This window comes from Amycolatopsis pithecellobii, assembly GCF_009707865.1.
GTDB lineage: Bacteria > Actinomycetota > Actinomycetes > Mycobacteriales > Pseudonocardiaceae > Amycolatopsis_E > Amycolatopsis_E pithecellobii.
In genome coordinates this window covers 26,845-44,105 of record NZ_WMBA01000003.1, presented here as the reverse complement: position 1 = coordinate 44,105, position 17,261 = coordinate 26,845, and the positions used below count along the sequence as shown (strand labels likewise).

The window sequence follows — 17,261 nt, the reverse complement described above, 5'->3', positions numbered from 1 at the left end:
CGGTGTGGATTGCCGTGTAGTTCCAAGTGGTCACTGCCCGGCCTCGATGAAGGCGGCGATGTGCTCGCCCGTCATGATCGCCGTGGCGGCCGGGCCCCGCGAGGGAGTCGTCGGCCAGATCGAGGTGTCGCAGACGCGAAGGCCTTCGACGCCCTTGACACGTCCGAACTGGTCCACGACGGCCATGGGATCGGAATCGGGCCCCATCCGGCAGGTGGCGGCCTCGTGGGCACCGTGCGTGAGATGTGTCTTGACCCAGGCGTCGAGCAGCTGGGCGTCTCGCACGTCTTCCCGGTCCAGACCTATCGTTGCGGCGCCGATACCGCGCATCGACGGTGAATTGAACAGGTCGAAGAACGTGCGCACGAGCTCTCGGCCTCGTTTCACGTCATGCTGCGTCCGGAGGAAGTCGAAGTCGACGTTCGGTTCGTCCTCGGGATCGGCCGAGGCGAGCGTGACGCAGCCTCGAGAGTCCTCGTTCATGACGGCGAGCACGGCCGAGCCGAGCGCGTCGCCTGCCTCGACTGTCGTCCTCATGAACGGGAGGATCTCCAGGTCGTCGAGTCCTTTCGAGCCATCGGCAGACCAGTGGAGCACAGACGCCATGGCACCCCGGCCCGCAGGGCTCTCGATCGGGTTCCGCAGGGAGAACGGCGCGACAACGCCGGGGTGTGCGTGCAGTCCTCGTCCCACGCCCGGCAGGTCGGCCCGGACGTCAATCCCGTGCGCCGCAAGCTGTTCAGCCCTCCCGATCCCGGACAACAGGAGGAGCTGCGGCGACCGGAATGCGCCGCACGCGACGATGATCTCCTCGCCGTGGACGGTCGTCCGTGTGCCATCGAGGAGCAGTTCCGCGCCAGTTGCCCGGCCGCCTGACACCAGCAGCCGCACCACGTGCGCGTTGCCACGCACGTCGAAGTTCTCCCGGCCGAGACGGGGCAGCACATATCCGAGCGCGCTGCCGACACGTACTCCCCCGCCGATGTTGAGCGGAACCGGGCCGACTCCCGGTGCCTGATCGCCGTTCTTGTCGGCCTCTTCGGGAAAACCGTGCCCCAGACACGCTTCCCGGAAGGCGGCGATGAACTCCGGCGCCCGGTCCTCGGCCTCTCGGCGGACCGGGATCGGTCCGCCGGAGCCGTGCCACCGGTCATGGAAGTCCGCGTCGTTCTCGGATTTCGTGAAGGACGGCAAGACCTTGTCGTAGGACCATTCCGTGTTTCCCAGCTTCGCCCAGCCGTCGAAGTCGGCCCGCAAGCCCCGGATGAAGTAGGCGGCGTTGACCGAGCTCGTGCCGCCCAGGACCTTGCCCGTCCCGCTGTGCGCCGTCGATCCCGGCCGCAAGGTCGTGACCCGGCGCCAGACCCCGGGCTGTCCAGGCATGACGGCGGACTGACGTGGGTCGAGGAGCCGCTCCGGGAACTCGTCCTGGGATCCGTACGCTTCGCCGGCCTCCAGGAGGAGAACTGTCCGGGATGGATCGTCGCTGAGGCGGGAAGCGACGACTCCCCCGGCTGATCCCGAACCGACGACGATGACGTCGTAGTGTGGTTTCACCGCGATTCTCCGGGCGCGGTCTCCAGGGGCGGGATGTTGGCGTTGTGCCGGAAGACGTTCGCCGGGTCGTAGGCCGTCTTGATCCTGCGCAGCATCGCGAACTTCTCGGCCCCGTAGACCTTTTCCATGCTCGCCAGCTGTTCCTCGAACAGCATGTTGACGTAGGACGTCGCCATGTCGAGGTTCGGCTCGATATTCGCCCACGCCTGCCGCGTGTTCCCGACGATGCGCTTACGCTCCGCCTCGGTGGTGAAACCGACCTCGACGGCGAAATGCCAGCCGGCGTCCCGCCCGCTGTAGGCCGTGGCCATCTCAGGCACGTCGGACGCCGCGCCCCCGAGAGACGCGATCGAGTGGACCGATCGCAGTACCCGGTCGGACGCCACCCGCTGGTGGGAGTGCGTCGCCTCGATCATCGCGGCGAGCCCATCCCGGGTGAGTTTCCGGGTGTGTCCTGACTTCATGTACCAGCCGATGCCACGCTGCGAGAACTCGTCGAACTCGCGCTGGAGCTGGAGATAGCTCGAGACCTCGATGGTGTCGAGCACCGGATCGCCGAAACGTCGCAGCTCGCTGAGCGCCGCGCCGTCGGGCTGCCCCTGGTAGATCACCCTTACGCCCACGACGTTCCGCTCGTCCACGCCGTCCTGCCCGGGCATGGTCAATCCGGCCACGAGCCGAACGCTCAAGGCTCGGGGCCCCGCGTCGACGAAATCGCGCACACCCTCGAAGATCTCCAGCGCGCGATCGGCCGGGTAGAGCAGATGTCCCACACTCACCGGAGGCATCGGGGAACTGTCACATTCGAACTCCGTCACGACGCCGAAGTTCCCGCCACCGCCGCGCAGCGCCCAGAACAGGTCCGGATGGTTGTCCGCGTCGGCACGGATGATCGCTCCATCGGCGGTGACGACGGTGAATCCCGTGAGGTGATCACAGGTCATGCCGTGCGACCGCGTCAGGTACCCCATCCCGCCGCCGAGCGCCAGCCCGGCGAAGCCCGTATGGGACACGATGCCCGCGGGCACGACCCGGCCGCGCGCCACCGTTGCCGTGTCGACCGCACCCAGCAGAGCCCCGGCACCCACGCGGACCGTCGTTCCGTCCTCAGCGAAATCCACGTGGTTCATGCTCGAGACGTCGATGACCACGCCGCCCTCGCACACCGAATGCCCCGGGTAGCTGTGCCCGCCACTGCGCACCGCGATCATGAGCCCGGCCTCGCGGGCGTACCGAACGGCCAGCGCCACGTCTCCGGCCGACCGGCACATCGCGATCAGCGCCGGCCGGCGATCGATGTCCCCGTTCCAGATCCTTCGCAGCCGTTCGTACCCGGGATGGTCCGGACCGACGAGGTCGCCCTCGAAGTCGTCGATCAGTCGTCTCGCAAGCTGCCCAGCACTCACGTGCGCCCGCCTCCTTGAGCCAAAGGGATCAACGCTCCACCACGGACTCAGCCCTGCCGGGGGCGGGTGGACACGTGGCTCGCGATGGCGGAGAGATCCAGGTCCCCGCACCGTTGACCGAGCCTAACGTTAGGTTCACTGTAAGGCGACCGAAGCCCTCGTGACAACCCCCGGCGCGGCTCACGAAACTACTTCTGTGCTTGCCAAACGCCGCGGACACCCAGGTGATCGGTGGTGATCCCCGATTGCGCTGTGGGCTCGGTGGATGCTCCTATGACTGTCAGGCTGGGTTCGGGATGCCGTTGGCGGTGTCGAGGTCGGGCTTGAGGCAACGGCGGATTTCCTTGGTGGTGCGTCCTTCGGCGGCCCGGCGTTGGAGGTACTCGCGCGTGGTGGGCACGCCGATCGTGCGGGTGGTGGTGGCCATGTGCAGGGCACGGCTCACCGCGCCGGTCTCCGCCGCGGTTGAGGCGGTGGCGGACGGTATTTCCCAGTGAGCGGGGACGGGGTTGACCCCGGTGAGACAGGCGAACGCGGCCGTGGTGGGACCAGGAAGTCATGCAGACAGCTGCCGATTCCGGTCTTCTCGAGCAGTCCGGCGGCTGGGGTGGCGTGCACGAATACCGAGCTGGCCGGCGACCTGCACCGGGCCGAGGCGATGCCGCCGGCGCAACGCCACGATCTTGCGTACCACGTCCTGCGGCGTCTTGGCCGGGCTGCGGCGGTCGCGACCGGGACAACCTTGGCGAACCGCCGGTCGCGCGGGACTAGCTTGCCGCGAACATGCCGCGCAGATTGTCGAGATCTTTTTCGGTGATCGGCTGCCCGACGGCGTTGCACCAGACGACCGTCATGTGCAGCGCGGTGACGTCCGGGGAGGCAGGGAGGTTCCCGGTCCGGGCGAAGTGCAGGCCCATCGAAGCCAGCAGGTCCGCCAGCAGCTCGATGTTGGGCGCGCGGGAGACGAGTCCGTCCGGGCGCTCCTTGAGACCCCGCAGGATCGGCTCGACGTAGAGATGCCGGAGTCTCGACCTCAACGGCGCCGCGTCCTCTTCGAGCGCCACCACCTCCTCGACCAACAACCACAGACTGCGCTCGGGTGTGATCAGTGCGAGGAAGTCCCGGAGCCCCAACCAGATCGCATCGACCCTGGGTGCGGCGCGCCAGATCTCACGAGCATGCCGCCGGGCCTCCTCGGCCATGTCGTCGAGCAGGACCGACACCAGATGTCGCTTGTTCTCGAAATGAAGGTAGAACGTCCCGTGCGCCCGGCCCGCTCGCTGGGTGATCTGGGCGACCGAGGTGCGGGCGTAGCCGACTTCGCGCAGCAGTGAGCTCCCCGCCTCCAAGAGTGCCCGGCGGGTCTCTTCGTTTCGTTCTTTCTGCGTACGCGGCACCGGTCACCAGCCGTTGAGATGGACGACGGACTCGAGGTCGATCCGTCCGGCCGGCCGGAAATCGGTGCCTTTGGTGTACGCGACCGGAAGTAACACGCCCTGGCGCACCTGCGAGGGAATACCGAGGGCAGCCGCGACCTCATGCTCGTACTGGAGATGCAGGGTGGTCCAGGTTGTGCCCAGTCCGCGTGCTCGCAGCGCCAGCGCCAGACTCCACGCGGCCGGCAGCAGCGAACCCCACACGCCGGCCTGGTTGCCGTCCGGCAGTTCACCGGCTTCGATGGCTCCGATCACCAGGACCGGAACCTCGGCGAGGATCTCGCTGAGGTACGACGCACTGGACGCGACCCGGGCGGCTGTCGAGTCCGGCGGGTAGACCTGTGCCTGGCTGTAGGCGGAGTAGGCCTGCTGGTAGTACTTCGCGACGGTGGCTTTGACCGCCGGGTCGGTGAGCACGATCCAATGCCAGCGCTGCCTGTTGCTCCCGGAAGGCGCTTGCAATGCCACCGCCAGCGCCTCGCGGACCACTTCGACCGGGACCGGCCGGCTCAGGTCCAGCCGTTTCCGTACCGCACGCGTGGTGGTGAGTAGTTCGTCCGGCGTGAGTGGCAGTAGGTCGGTCACGCTCTTCCTTTCCCCAAGCATTCAGTTCGTGATCTCGAGTATGACCGACGCCGATGCGGTCAAGCCCGGGACACCGAGTAACCCTCCTTCAGCCGATCCCACGTCGACGGGCTCATGCCTCGCTGCCGCAGCTCGACCTTCCGGACCTTCTGTGTAGCCGTCATGGGGAGGCTGGGCACGATGTCGACGTAACGCGGGACCGCGTAGTAAGGCATTCGCCCTTCGCAGTGGCGAAGAAGCGCGCTCGGATCAATCGATGCGCCCGGCGCGGGAACCACCGCGATGAGGATGTCGTAGTCACCGACCTCAGCCGGCACCGCCACCGCGGCGCACTGGCCCACGCTCGGGTGCGCGTTGAGCACCGCCTCGATTTCGCTCGACGAAATGTTCTCGCCGCGGACACGGATGGAATCGCCCATCCGGTCCCGGAAGTAGAGATTTCCGTCCTCGTCGATCATGCCCGCATCGCCGGTGTGGAACCACAGGTTTCGCCACGCTTTGACCGTCACCTCGGGACGTCGCCAGTATCCGCGCATGAAACCGAACGGCACCCGAGGGCGTATCAGGATCTCCCCTACCGTGCCGGCCGGCAGCGGGACGTCCGTGTCGGGGTCGGCGATGACGACCTCGAAATCGTCGACCGGGCGGCCACTGCTTCCCGGAACGAGCGGCTCGTCGTGGCGGCGGAAGGCGACCATGCCGGCGTCCGTCAAGCCGTATCCGTCGATGCACGTCACCCCGAACCGTCGTTCGAAGTCCCCGACGATCGTCGCCGGAGCGGGCACGGTTTGCAGGACTCGCAAGGGATTGTCGGCGTCGTCGTCGCGGACGGGTTGCCGGTGGACGAACTCGGTCATCACCCCGAGCATGTTCGATACCGTCGCGCCGACCGATCGCACCTGGTTCAGCCACTGTGAGGCGCTGAACTCCGGCCAGATCGAGATCCGGGCGCCGGCCATCAACGGCGCACCGATCTGCAGGATCTGGGCATTGCTGTGGAACAGTGGCATACAACAGAAAAAGACGTCATCGTGACCGGCGCCGGCGGCACGCAGGTAGTTGCGCGCCGCCACGCATCCCTGGCCGTAGGTGAACATGATTCCCTTGGCGGGACCGGTGGTTCCGGACGTGTAGAAGATCGCGCTCAGGTCACTGAACTCGGCTTTACGCAGACTCGCTATCGGGGCGGATGCGAGCACAGTGTCGTAGGCGACGACCGAAGCGTGACCGACCACGGCGGGGGCTTCTTCTCCGACTACCACAAGGGTGCGCAATCGCTTCGGCAACTCCACAGACGCCAAATGCGGCAAGGACGCCGCGTCAACGATCATCACGGATGCCTGTGAATCCTCGAGTATGTGTTCCAGGAAGACGCCACGAAGGAACGTATTGACCGGAACCTCGACGGCGCCCAGCGCGTTGCAGGCCAGCCAGGCATGAACGATTTCGAGTCCGTTGGGAAGCATCACCAGAACGGTGTCGCCCGCGGAGACTCCGAGTTCCCGCAGCCCGCCGGCAAGCCGGCGCGTTCGTTTGTGGAACTCCCCATACGTCTGGGCCGGCTCGTTCTTCCATTGGATGAAGGCGTTTTCGGGGGTCGTCGAAGCCCAATGGTCGAGCGCGCCGAGAACTGAAGCCTCGGTCAGGTCCACTCAAAGCCTCCTTGCGATGATGACCTGGAATGGCAGGGGTGCCGGTCACGGACCTCAGGCCGATTTGGCCGGCGTGGTCAAGCTCCCGCTCATCCCGATGCCGGCCCCGCCGTCGATCGGGACCACCGCGCCGGTCACGAACTTCAGCTGCGGTGACACGAGCGTCGCGACCAGATCGGCGAACTCGCGAGGCTCGCCGATGCGGCCCATCGGCAGCCCGCTCCCCAGCCCGGCCTTCGACAGTTCCGGTTGCCTGTCAAGCGTTTTGCCCAGCAGTGGGGTGTCGAAGAACCCGGACAACAGGGTGTTCACGGTGATGTCGTCCTTTCCGACCTCCAAGGCCAGGGTCTTGGCGTAGCCGATCACCGCGGACCACACCGCCACGGATGCGGCCATCCCGACGGCGGGGCGCTCAACGATGCCCGAGACCACGTTGAGGATGCTGCCACCCTCAGCCGTCATGTACGGCATCGTCGCCCGTACGGACCTGACCACGTAGAAGAAGTGGCGGGCGAGGGCTTGCGTCCACACCTCGTCGGTGAGCTCCGAGATCCGGCGGATCGGCGGTCCCCCGTCGTTGGTGACCAGAACGTGCACGGCCGGGCCGAACCGCTCGACCGTCGAGGCCGTGACCCGGTCGAGATCGGCGGCGTCCGAACAATCACCGGCCAGGCCCAGGACCCGCTTCTCCCCGTATTTGCCGGCAAGGCGTTCCGTGGCAGCGGCGATCTTCTCGGCGCGCCGCGCGAAGATCGTGACGAAAGCACCTTCACTCAGCAGACGATCGGCGATGGCATATCCCAAGCCATCGCTGCCGCCGCCGACAATGGCGACCTTGTCGGTCAGACCCAGGTCCATCACTCGACTCCCATCGAGGCAAGAAACGATTCGGCATTGCCCGAAAACACGCCGTCGAGCACGTCCGAGGCGAAGCCCTGTTCACGCCATTCGTTCACCAGACGTTCGTGGCCGAGCATCGGGTAGTCGGCCCCGAAGAACACTTTCTTGCGAAGTCGCTTGCCGATCTCGCGTTTGAGCTCGTCGGAGAAATAACGCGGAGACCACCCGTGCAGCTCCATCCACACGTTCGCCTTGTGCAGCGCGATGGCGATCATCTCCGACTGCCACGGCCACGCCACCCGAGCCGCGATCACATTCAGATCCGGGTACCGGGCCGCGATGCGGTCGACGTAGCGGGGGTGGCAGCCTTCGAGCGTGATGCCCATGCCCCCACGGGTTCCGGCGCCGGCTGCCGTCATCCCCACGAACATCAGCACCGGCCGATTGGCCTCGACGCACAGGTTCAGGCACGCCTCCCAGGCCGGCTCGTCCGGCAGGCCGGCTGCCGGAGAGAACGGGTGCACCGACAGCCCGACCAGCCCCGGCCCGTCACTCAGGCAGCGTTCGAACTCCTTGACATGTCCTGGCCGCGTCGGATCGATACCGATCCAGTTGCCGAGCACCACGTCGGGGTACTTGCGGGCGTAGTCGAACGCGTAGTCGTGCTGGTCCCGCACCGCACCCACATCCATTTTGTAGGTCTGCGCGAAATCGAGCATCACCTTGGCATTGGCCTGACGGAACTGAGCCGCCTGCTCCTCCTCACTGACAAAGCTCATCTCCCATTTGAAATAACCGCGCAGTGCCTCTCGGGCCTCCGGGGTCTCGTACGGGCTGCCCTTCCAGCCTTGCTCGGTACCCCAGTGAGAATGGAAATCCAGCAATCGGGGTGACAGTGCGCTCAACGCGGAGCACCTCTCTTCATAGGTTGACATGGGATGTGGCCGCCGTGCGGCGTAGCTCGACCTGTTCGGCGAGCTCACGCTTGAGGACCTTTCCCGTTGGTCCCAGCGGAAATGACTCGAACAGTTCGAGGTGCTGAGGAAGCTTGTACTTGGCTACCTCGGTCTTCATGAAAGTGATGAGGTCGTCCAGCGTGAGCCTGGCACCGGGTCGAGGTATCACACAGGCGCACACGTTTTCGCCGAAATAGTCGTCGCGAATACCGACCACCGCGACTTCCGCGACTTCCGGGTGTTTCGACAGCACTTCCTCGAGTTCCCGGGGCCAGATGTTGGCGCCGCCGTGGATGATCATGTCCTTGGACCGGCCCGATATGGTGAGCCTGCCGGCCGAATCGAAGTAACCGCGGTCCCCGGAGCGAAACCACCCGTCGGAGGTCCAGCTCTCCTGGTTTTTGGCCGGGTTGCGGTAATACCCCACCGTGATCGCCGGGCCCGTCTTCACAATTTCGCCCTCGGTGCCGGCAGGCACATCCCGATCGTCGGAATCGAGGATTCGCACGTGCATCCACGGATAGGGCCGGCCGACGGTGCCCACATCCTCATAGGGGTTTTCCTGGGAAGTGCAGGAGGTAAGACCGGATTCGAGCATGCCGTACAGGTCGACCACGGGGCAGCCCAGCCGCTCGTTGGCCTCTCTCAGCACCTTCATGGGTGTCGATGCCCCGCCGGTTTGCACGACACTCAAGGACGACAGATCCCGGTCGCCGAGGCTGTCCTCAGCCAGGATTGCGATCAGCGCGCTGGGTGCGGCCAGGAACGTCGTCACCTTGTACCGTTCCACGAGGTCCAGTGCGGCAGCTGCCTGGAACCTCTCCATCAGGACGGCGCGGGCCTGGGCAATCGCGGTCTGAATGATCACGAAGAAGCCGGCGTTCAATCCGACGGGCAGGAGCACGAGGAGGGTGGAATCGTCGTCAATTCCGCGCTCTTCGATCTCCCGCTGAATGGTGAACAAAGTGGTGTTCGCCGTGTGCATCACCGCCTTGGGTTCTCCGGTTGTGCCGGAGGTGAACGCGATGCGCATGACATCGTTGGCCTCGCTGGGCCGGTCCGGTGCCAGGTCGGCGGGGTCCAGGTCGCCGCGGAGCTGGTCGAGCGTGACCCACGTGCCTCGATCGAGCGCGGTCGGTGACTCGCCGGTGAGGACGGCGACGGTGTTGACCAGCTGCGGGAGGCGGGACCGGATGCCGTCGATCATCTCGGCGTAGTCGAAGCCCCGGAACCGGTCCGGCACGACCAAGGTGTGCGCCTCGGAGAACCGGAGGATGAACTCGATCTCGCGGGCCCGATAGTCCGGCGGGAACTGGCAGAACACGGCGCCCAATCGAACGACGGCGGCCAGCACGTAGACGAATTCCAGACGGTTCGGGAGTTGAACCGCGACGACATCTCCACGCCGGACTCCGCGGTGGGCGAGACCGGACGCCACCTCGCCGCTGATTTGCCACAGCTCGCCCCACGTGACCTCGGAGCGGTCGTCGATATAGGCAGTCTTGCCGGGAACTTCGCGGGCATTGCGCCTGAAGACATCGGCGAGGGTGGTGTCCGTCCAGTAGCCGGCGGCGGTGTATTTCTCGATCAACTCTGGCGTGAGGAGCGTGTCGGCGCGCGTGATGGCCATGAGGATCTCCCTTCAGTGCTTGCTTCGTTGCTCACACGAGGCTGCGGCGGGCTCGCCCATCGGTGCGCCTCCACTTACTGATGATGATGTCAGTATCTCGGAATCGCCAAGAGGTGTCAAACGGCGCCTGCGGGTCTCGCCGGCTTTTTCTTGACATCACCGCGGCTCGTGCTCATGCTCACGGCGTCCACTTGATGATAACGACGTCAGTAAGTGCGGCGAAAGGACAAGACCATTTACCCACTCCCCGCTCCCCGAAGAACGCGCGTCCTCGCAGCCGGAGCCCTGGCCGCGGTGACCGTGCTGGTCAGCGCGTGCAGCTCCAGCGATGGATCGAGCAACGGCACCGGCCCGGCGACGACTTCCGGCACCGCGACGCCCGGTGTGTCCACAATGGATCAGCTGTACCAGGGTCTCGGCGAAGCGCCACCGGCCGGCGGTCCCACTCCCCCGAAGAACAAGACGATCTGGTGGGTGTCGTGTGGCGAAAAGATTCCCGCCTGCTCGACACTGACGGCCGCTGGTCGTGAGGCCGCCGGCATGCTCGGGTGGACGTTCACGGTCGCCGACGGCAACCTGAACGCGAACGGCGGCTACCAGACCGCGATGCGCCAGGCGATCACGGCGAAGCCGGATGCGATCGTCGACTCCGCCATCGACTGCTCGCTCATCGAGCAGCCGTTGAAGGAAGCCCAAGCCGCCGGCATTCCGGTGATTGCCGCACTGGCGAACGACTGCGACAGCGCGATCGGCGGCAACGGCGGGTCGGCCCTCTTCTCCGGCCCGACGAAGTTCTCAGCCGGCGCTCCGACGGCCGGCGACTACATCACGGCAGCGGGCACCGCCGGTGCGGCGTACATCATCAACAAGACAGGCGGGCACGCGAAGATCATCGACGCGGTGATCCAGGCTCCGCTCGGCGGCGCGATCGACAATGGCTTCAAGTCCGAGATCAAGAAGTGCGCGGACTGTTCCATAGTCGGGTCTTTCACTTTCCAGCCGGCTGATACGACGGCCGGCGGCCCGTTCGGTCAAGCCCTACAGGCCGCGCTGGTCAAGAACCCGGACGCCAACGTCGTCTATCTGGCTCTCGACTCGGAGCTGCAGAACGGTGGCGGCGCCAGGATCGTGAAGCAGACCGGGCGCAACATCATGGTGGTCGGCGGGCAGGGGGCCGATCCGGCTGTCGTCGCCCTTGCGAAGAGCGGTGACATCTCGGCGCTGACCTCGGTGCAGTCACCCCAGTGGATCGGTTACGGCGCAATGGACACGGTGGTCCGGGTGCTGGCCAAGGTGCCCACGGTCAACCAGGGCATCGGGGCGATCGTCGTCGATGCGCACCACGGCATCGGCGCGAACAACACCGTTGCCTCGGCGCCGTACGACCTCAAGGCGGCCTATTCGAAGCTGTGGGGCCTCGGCGGGTAGCGGCTCGCATCAGATGGCAGAAGGAGGCAAAGGTGCCCGAAAATGCTGCCCTGGAGGTCCGGGGCCTGACCAAGTCCTTCCCCGGGGTGCAGGCGCTCAAGGGGGTCGACCTGTCGGTCGCCCGCGGTGAGATCCACGCACTGGCCGGCGGCAACGGCTCCGGCAAATCGACGCTCATCAAGATCATCACCGGCGTGCAGCACGGCGACGACGGAACCATTCAGTACGCGACCGGAAGCCCGCTGGCAGCCGCACACACCTCGCCGGAACTCGCCCACGCCGGTGGTGTGTACGTCGTCCACCAGGATTTCGGCCTGTTCCCCGCTATGACGGTCGCCGAGAATTTCGCGCTGGGCTTCGGATTTCCGACCGGACCGGCCGGCCGGGTGCGGTGGCGAACGGTGCGGAAGCGGGCCGCGGCGCTCATCGACAAGTTCGAGATCAGCACGACCCCCTCGTCGCTCGTTCGTGACACGCCGCGGGCGGTGCAGGCTCAGATCGCCATTGCCCGTGCCCTGCAAGCCGAGGACGAACAGGGCGGGCAGGGCCTGTTGATCCTGGACGAGCCGACGGCGGCTCTCCCGTCACACGAGGTCGAGTTGTTGTTCGCTTCGCTGCGGCGCCACGTCGCAGCGGGGCAAGCCGTGTTGTTCGTCAGCCACCGGCTGGATGAAATCCTGGATCTGGCCGACAACGTCACGGTGTTTCGTGATGGAACCGGAGTCGGCACGTACCGCACCCCGACTCTCTCCGAAGCGGCATTGGCCGAGTTGATCGCCGGCCGGCCGATCTCGCAGACCGCGGGCGAACGCGTTGATCGCCGGGCAAACCCCGTCCTGCTCGAACTCTCCGATGTCGTGGCGACACCGTTGCACTCGATCAATCTGACCGTCCGAAGTGGAGAAGTCGTCGGCGTGGCCGGACTGCTCGGTTCGGGGCGAAGCGAACTGTTGCGCTGCATCTACGGCGACCTCCCGATCGAATCGGGCACAGTAGTTCTCGATGGCGCTCCCGTCCGGTTCAGGCATCCACGAGACGCGATCGACGGCGGCATTGCGCTGGTGCCCGAAAGCCGCGCGAATTCCGTGTTCTACGACCTGCCTGTCTCGATGAATCTCGCGGTCGCGAGATTGCCGCAGTATTCGCGACGGATGTGGCTCAGCGAACGGCTCATGAGGCTGCGAGCCAGGCAGGATATCGCAACTTTCGGAGTGAAAGCAGCAAGCGAACGTCGCCCGGCCAACGTGCTGTCCGGCGGTAATCAACAGAAAGTCGTGCTCGGCCGCTGCCTTGGCCTGAACCCGAAGCTGCTCCTGCTCGACGAGCCGACGCAGGGTGTGGACGTGGGTGCCCGGCGCGAGATCTACGACATGGTCAGGAAGGCGACCGATGCGGGCATGGGAGTCGTCCTGGTGGCATCCGACATGGAAGAGCTGGCCCACAACTGCGACCGCGCGATCGTGCTGAGCGGTGGTCGCATCGTCGACGAACTCGCGGGGTCGCGGCTGACCGCACACGCCTTGGTGGCGGCGGCCTACAGCGGGGCGAGCCCGAGGAAGGCAGGCTAGAAGATGGCGGCTGCGACGAAGAATCGAGCAAGCGGGCACGGAAGAACGGCGCGGATCGTGACCCGCTCGACGGAACAGTTCGGATTGCCCGTCCTGTTCGCATTGATGGTTCTCTTCTTTGCGACGTATTCGATGAGCCGGCGTGCGTTCACCTCGAGCGAGAACATCAACAACATCCTGGCCGGGCAGTCGGTCACCGGCATCATCGCGCTGGGAATGGTCATTCCGTTGGCGGCCGGGTATTTCGACGTTTCGATCGCGGCGATTGCCGGCGTGACGAACGTGGCCGCGGGCAGCATCATCGTCGAACACGGGCAGTCGATCTGGACCGGAATGCTGGCCGCGCTGGTTTTGGGCGGACTGATCGGTGCGGTCAACGGCGTCCTGGTGGCCTACTTCAAGGTGAACGGCCTCATCGTCACCCTCGGCAGTTACACCGTCCTCGGCGGTGTGGTGACCTGGTATACGAAGGGCGCGAGCATCAGCGGCGTGCCGGGTTCGCTGGGCAACTGGGGATCAGAGAAGTGGCTCGGCATTCCCCGGCCATTCTGGTTGCTCGCCGTGGTGGGGCTGATCATCTGGTACGGACTGATGCACACCCCGTTCGGCCGCCAGTTCGAGGCGGTCGGCTCGAACGAAGCGGCGGCCCGGCTGGTGGGTATCCGCGTCGAACGGCTGGTGTTCTGCAGCTTCGTCCTGGCCGGCTTGATCGCCGGGATCGCGGGAATTCTGCTCACGTCACGCTCCGGTGGGGCTGATCCGACCGCGGGGCCGTCCTACCTCTTCCCCGCTCTCGCCGCCGTATTCCTGGGCGCGACCACGATCCGGCCGGGCAAGTACAACGTGTGGGGCACGATCCTCGGCATCTTCTTCGTCGCCGTCGGGGTCACCGGTTTCACGCTGATCGGCGCCGATGCGTGGGTGACGCCGGTGTTCGACGGCGGTGTCCTGATCGTGGCGGTGTTCATCTCGACCGTCGTGGGCCGCCGCCGCGCCGGCCACGCCGTGGCAGTGGTACCGAAACCGGACGAGCCGGTGCCGGTCAGCGAAGCGGACAGCGTGACCGCCGAAGCGTAGCGCCGAGGATGATCAGTTGACGCCTCGAGCGCTGCCGGCCCAGTAAGGTGCGCGAAGCGCTTTCTTGTCGACTTTGCCGTAAGTCGTGAGCGGCAAGGCCTCGACGAGGTCATAGCTCTTGGGCCGCTTATAGGCCGCGAGGTGCTCCCGGCAATGACTTTCCAGATCGACATCGGCAGCAGAGTCTCGAAGCACCACGACGGCGTGCACTCGCTCGCCCCACTCCTCATCCGGCACGCCGATCACGGCGGCTTGAGCGACCGAAGGGTGTAAGGACAGCGCCGCCTCGACCTCGATGCTGAACACGTTCATTCCGCCGCTGACCACCATGTCGGCCAGCCGGTCCACCAGGAAAAGGTATCCCTCGGCGTCGATCCTGCCGACGTCACCGGTCCTGAGCCACTCACCGTGAAAGCGATCCGCGAACGCCTCGGGATTCTTCCAGTATCCGACCATCACGTAGGGGCTGCGCAGGCACACCTCACCGATCTCGTCGTCACCGAGACGCCGGCCCTCGGGGTCTCGAACCGAGACCTCGCACATCGTCGACGGGCGGCCTGCCGACGCCAGGAGCTCAGGACGGTCGGCCGCCGTCACGTGATCGGACTTGCGCAGCAAAGTGGCGTACTGCGGGCATTCGGTCTGGGCGTACAACTGCTGCAAAACGGGTCCGAAGGATTCCAGCGCCCGGCGGAGAAGGCCCGGCGACATCGGGGCGGAGCCGTACTGGAAGGTCCGTATGCTCTTCGGGGACCAGCCAGAACCCTCGGTGAGATCAAGGATCCGCTTGAGCATCGTCGGCACACCGTAGGACCACGTGATCTGATGTTCTTCGACCAACGAGACCCACCGCGCCGCGTCGAACCCCGGCTCGATCCAGACGTGAGCGCCGGCCGATAACGCGCTCTCGGTGAAGAGACCAGCCGAATGCGGCAGCGGCGTCGTGAGCAACAACTTCGCATCGGCATCGATACCGGCATCGATCAGATGTGCCCAGAGATTGTGCATGATCGTGTCCTGGGAATGGATGATGCCTTTCGGCAGCCCGGTCGTCCCGCCGGACAGAAAAATGCCCGCCGGATCGGAGCCGGTCACCGGCGACTCCGGCGGCAGCGGAAGTTGCCTCACCTCGCTCGCCCATCCGCCGGCCAGCTCGATCACCGCGATGCCCTCGGGTACTCGCGGGCATCGCTCCCGGCCCGCCGCATCGAGGACGATGGCCGTGGGCTCGACGAACTCCAAGGCGCGCAACACTTCCGGCGCCGACATCATCATGTTGAGTGGGGTTTTGACCGCACCGCGGGAAAAGATCGCGAGATCGGCGGCCACATAGCCGATGTCGTTCCCGAGCAGCAGCACGACCCGATCTCCGATATCGACGCCGGCCTGCTCCAGCAAGCCCGAGACGTGCGCCACGACATGTCCCAGTTCGCGGTAGGTCCAGGTTTGCTCAGAAGTGCTCACCGCCGGCCGGTCGCCGTTGCAGGCGAGAGACCGCCGGAACGCGTTCCAAGGATTCATGGTCGTTTTCCCTCAGGTCGGGGTGTGTGTTTCATGGGGTGCTCGCCGTCGGGGCAGTCCCGACGTACTCGACCATCCGCAGGGCCAGATCCACGTACTGGCGGGCAATCGTCTCGGGCGTGTCCGGTCCGTCCTCGCGGAACCAGTAGACGGTGCCGACACACATCATGATCACCGCACGTCCCGAGACCCGGGAGGATTTCGTCGCGAAGATCCCTGCGTTGCGCCCCTCTTCGATGATCGCGATCAGCGAACGCTCGGCGAGGACGCGCTTCTCACGGGTCAGTACGGCCGCGTCGCCCTCGAGGCTCCGCTGCTCGCTGCGACCGAGAAAGGCCCAGTCACGTCGGCGCGTGTGGAACAGCACCAGGCACTCGACTGCTTGGGTGAAGCGACCGTAGGTGTCGTCGGCCTCGGCCACGGCGGCCTCGTAACGCCAGATCAAGTCGTCCAGCGAGCCGTTGAGAATCGTGACGAGCATGTCCTGCTTGCTGGCGTAGTGGTGGTAGACGCCCGGCACGGAGAGGTCCGCGCGGCGAGCGATGTCCCGCATCGTCGCGCCGTGGTAGCCGATGTCCATGAAGGCCTCGAGTGCGGCCTGCAGAGGGGCGTCGAACGGAGCGGGCTCGAAGACACGCCAGTCACCGCGCTTACGGGCCCGTCCACCGCCCGCGCTTCGCAGCTCCGACTCACCGAGGTGGCCGTCCACGAGCAGGACTTCCACCGGGACGTCGAGCACGGAGGCGATTTCGGTGAGCCGAACCGCACTGACGGTGGTATGGCCGTTCTCGACCGCACTCATCGTCGACGGCGACACCCCCAGATCGGCCGCGAGGTCGCGGAGAGTCACCCTCTGGTCGTTGCGCGCTCGACGGATCCGTTCCCCGATCGCGACTGCCAGCTCGTCCTGATCATGTGCGCGGTTTCGGCCTGCCCCCGGCATGTCGCACCTCCTTGACGTCAACTCACGACCCGCTGTTCGGCTAGATCAAACAACTTACACCATCGATCGGTGCCTGGGAGTACAGCCCCACCATCACCAGCAACCTGCAGAGCTGGGGCCATTTCCCAGCTTGTGATTGACACCACCTCGCACCGGCCTGCATACTGCGGAGGCTGAACCAGTCCGAACGATCGTTCTGTCTGAACAGATCGAAGCGAACGTCAGGGAGGCACCACCCCATGATTTACCACTCAATTCGTTTGTCCTTTAAGCCGGGAGTCTCGGCGGAAAAGACCAAGGCCGCTTTCGATCAGTGGCACAAGATGGCGAAGGAGATTCCGGCCGTGCAGTTTTACTGCATTGGGCGCGATATCGGTGGGGAGTATGAATACGGCGCGATGTTCGCACTGAAGGACATCGAAGGCTATAAAGAGTTCGTGATGCATCCCGCCGGCCGGGAGACGGACCTGGTCGGCCTGCCCCTGGTGCAGAACATCGTCTCGATGGATCTCACCGACGACCCGGATCCCGAAATCGCCGAAAAAATTCACGAGATCCACCGCGTCCGTTTCGAGCGCGATCCCGACGTCCTCGAGCTGGTCAACAACCTGTCCTACAGCGGCAGCGGTATCGGGCCTGCCTGAACCAACTTCGTTGAGCCA

General features: G+C 65.6%; 14 protein-coding genes and 1 pseudogene. 4 read left to right on the top strand and 11 right to left on the bottom strand.

Features of this window, described 5'->3' with window-relative positions; all coding sequences use genetic code 11:
• Positions 1-30 precede the first annotated feature (30 nt).
• The 9 genes and pseudogenes from mftG to GKO32_RS02810 all read right to left on the bottom strand — a co-directional run bounded on the left by mftG (position 31) and on the right by GKO32_RS02810 (position 10,062).
• On the bottom strand, positions 31-1,557 hold the full coding sequence (gene mftG, locus GKO32_RS02850; protein ID WP_154755179.1) for a mycofactocin dehydrogenase MftG: 1,527 nt from the start codon (positions 1,555-1,557) through the stop codon (positions 31-33).
• Entirely contained in the window at positions 1,554-2,963 is a 1,410-nt protein-coding gene (locus GKO32_RS02845; RefSeq protein ID WP_154755178.1) for an FAD-binding oxidoreductase, read from the bottom strand. The genes mftG and GKO32_RS02845 overlap by 4 nt, the downstream gene beginning before the upstream one ends.
• Before the next feature lie 322 nt (positions 2,964-3,285).
• Positions 3,286-3,538, bottom strand: a pseudogene (locus tag GKO32_RS02840) (IS110 family transposase); the annotation flags it as partial.
• 192 nt (positions 3,539-3,730) lie between these two features.
• Positions 3,731-4,360, bottom strand: a complete 630-nt coding sequence (locus GKO32_RS02835; protein WP_154755176.1) for a TetR/AcrR family transcriptional regulator — start codon at positions 4,358-4,360, stop codon at positions 3,731-3,733.
• A gap of 3 nt (positions 4,361-4,363) precedes the next feature.
• On the bottom strand, positions 4,364-5,005 hold the full coding sequence (locus GKO32_RS02830; protein ID WP_154755175.1) for a nitroreductase family protein: 642 nt from the start codon (positions 5,003-5,005) through the stop codon (positions 4,364-4,366).
• Positions 5,006-5,043: 38 nt separating this feature from the next.
• Entirely contained in the window at positions 5,044-6,636 is a 1,593-nt protein-coding gene (locus GKO32_RS02825) for an AMP-binding protein (RefSeq protein WP_154755174.1), read from the bottom strand.
• A gap of 54 nt (positions 6,637-6,690) precedes the next feature.
• The gene (locus GKO32_RS02820; RefSeq protein ID WP_154755173.1) at positions 6,691-7,494 is read right to left on the bottom strand and encodes an SDR family oxidoreductase; all 804 of its coding nucleotides are present in this window, start codon (positions 7,492-7,494) and stop codon (positions 6,691-6,693) included.
• Positions 7,494-8,381: an amidohydrolase family protein gene (locus GKO32_RS02815; protein WP_166459341.1), complete on the bottom strand. Its 888-nt coding sequence runs from the start codon at positions 8,379-8,381 to the stop codon at positions 7,494-7,496. The genes GKO32_RS02820 and GKO32_RS02815 overlap by 1 nt, the downstream gene beginning before the upstream one ends.
• Before the next feature lie 16 nt (positions 8,382-8,397).
• Positions 8,398-10,062 carry a class I adenylate-forming enzyme family protein gene (locus tag GKO32_RS02810; RefSeq protein WP_154755171.1) on the bottom strand — a complete coding sequence of 555 codons (1,665 nt, stop codon included), beginning with the start codon at positions 10,060-10,062 and terminating at the stop codon, positions 8,398-8,400.
• A gap of 294 nt (positions 10,063-10,356) precedes the next feature.
• On the opposite strand from GKO32_RS02810, the gene GKO32_RS02805 reads away from it, so the two are divergent.
• From GKO32_RS02805 to GKO32_RS02795, 3 genes are read left to right on the top strand one after another with little or no spacing between them, the layout of a single operon-like run.
• The gene (locus GKO32_RS02805; protein ID WP_154755170.1) at positions 10,357-11,490 is read left to right on the top strand and encodes a sugar ABC transporter substrate-binding protein; all 1,134 of its coding nucleotides are present in this window, start codon (positions 10,357-10,359) and stop codon (positions 11,488-11,490) included.
• A 32-nt stretch (positions 11,491-11,522) separates the two neighbouring features.
• Positions 11,523-13,058 (top strand): sugar ABC transporter ATP-binding protein, encoded by a 1,536-nt coding sequence (locus GKO32_RS02800; RefSeq protein WP_208024249.1) that lies wholly within the window; start codon positions 11,523-11,525, stop codon positions 13,056-13,058.
• A gap of 57 nt (positions 13,059-13,115) precedes the next feature.
• Positions 13,116-14,135 (top strand): ABC transporter permease, encoded by a 1,020-nt coding sequence (locus tag GKO32_RS02795; RefSeq protein ID WP_166459340.1) that lies wholly within the window; start codon positions 13,116-13,118, stop codon positions 14,133-14,135.
• Positions 14,136-14,147: 12 nt separating this feature from the next.
• Here the strand turns inward: GKO32_RS02795 and GKO32_RS02790 are convergent, their stop codons facing one another.
• Entirely contained in the window at positions 14,148-15,656 is a 1,509-nt protein-coding gene (locus tag GKO32_RS02790; protein WP_154755168.1) for a class I adenylate-forming enzyme family protein, read from the bottom strand.
• 31 nt (positions 15,657-15,687) lie between these two features.
• Complete coding sequence (locus tag GKO32_RS02785; RefSeq protein ID WP_154755167.1) at positions 15,688-16,599, bottom strand: TetR-type transcription factor C-terminal domain-containing protein; 912 nt, start codon at positions 16,597-16,599, stop codon at positions 15,688-15,690.
• 239 nt (positions 16,600-16,838) lie between these two features.
• Here GKO32_RS02785 and GKO32_RS02780 point away from each other — a divergent pair, with 239 nt between their 5' ends.
• Positions 16,839-17,243 carry a Dabb family protein gene (locus GKO32_RS02780; protein ID WP_154755166.1) on the top strand — a complete coding sequence of 135 codons (405 nt, stop codon included), beginning with the start codon at positions 16,839-16,841 and terminating at the stop codon, positions 17,241-17,243.
• Positions 17,244-17,261: the final 18 nt, after the last annotated feature.

Bases quoted from the DNA above. Each gene is read 5' to 3' on its own strand.
- GKO32_RS02810 (WP_154755171.1), bottom strand. From the start codon at position 10,062: ATGGCCATCACGCGCGCCGACACGCTCCTCACGCCAGAGTTGATCGAG.
- GKO32_RS02790 (WP_154755168.1), bottom strand. From the start codon at position 15,656: ATGAATCCTTGGAACGCGTTCCGGCGGTCTCTCGCCTGCAACGGCGAC.
- GKO32_RS02780 (WP_154755166.1), top strand. From the start codon at position 16,839: ATGATTTACCACTCAATTCGTTTGTCCTTTAAGCCGGGAGTCTCGGCG.
- GKO32_RS02785 (WP_154755167.1), bottom strand. From the start codon at position 16,599: ATGCCGGGGGCAGGCCGAAACCGCGCACATGATCAGGACGAGCTGGCA.
- GKO32_RS02820 (WP_154755173.1), bottom strand. From the start codon at position 7,494: ATGGACCTGGGTCTGACCGACAAGGTCGCCATTGTCGGCGGCGGCAGC.
- GKO32_RS02830 (WP_154755175.1), bottom strand. From the start codon at position 5,005: ATGCTTGGGGAAAGGAAGAGCGTGACCGACCTACTGCCACTCACGCCG.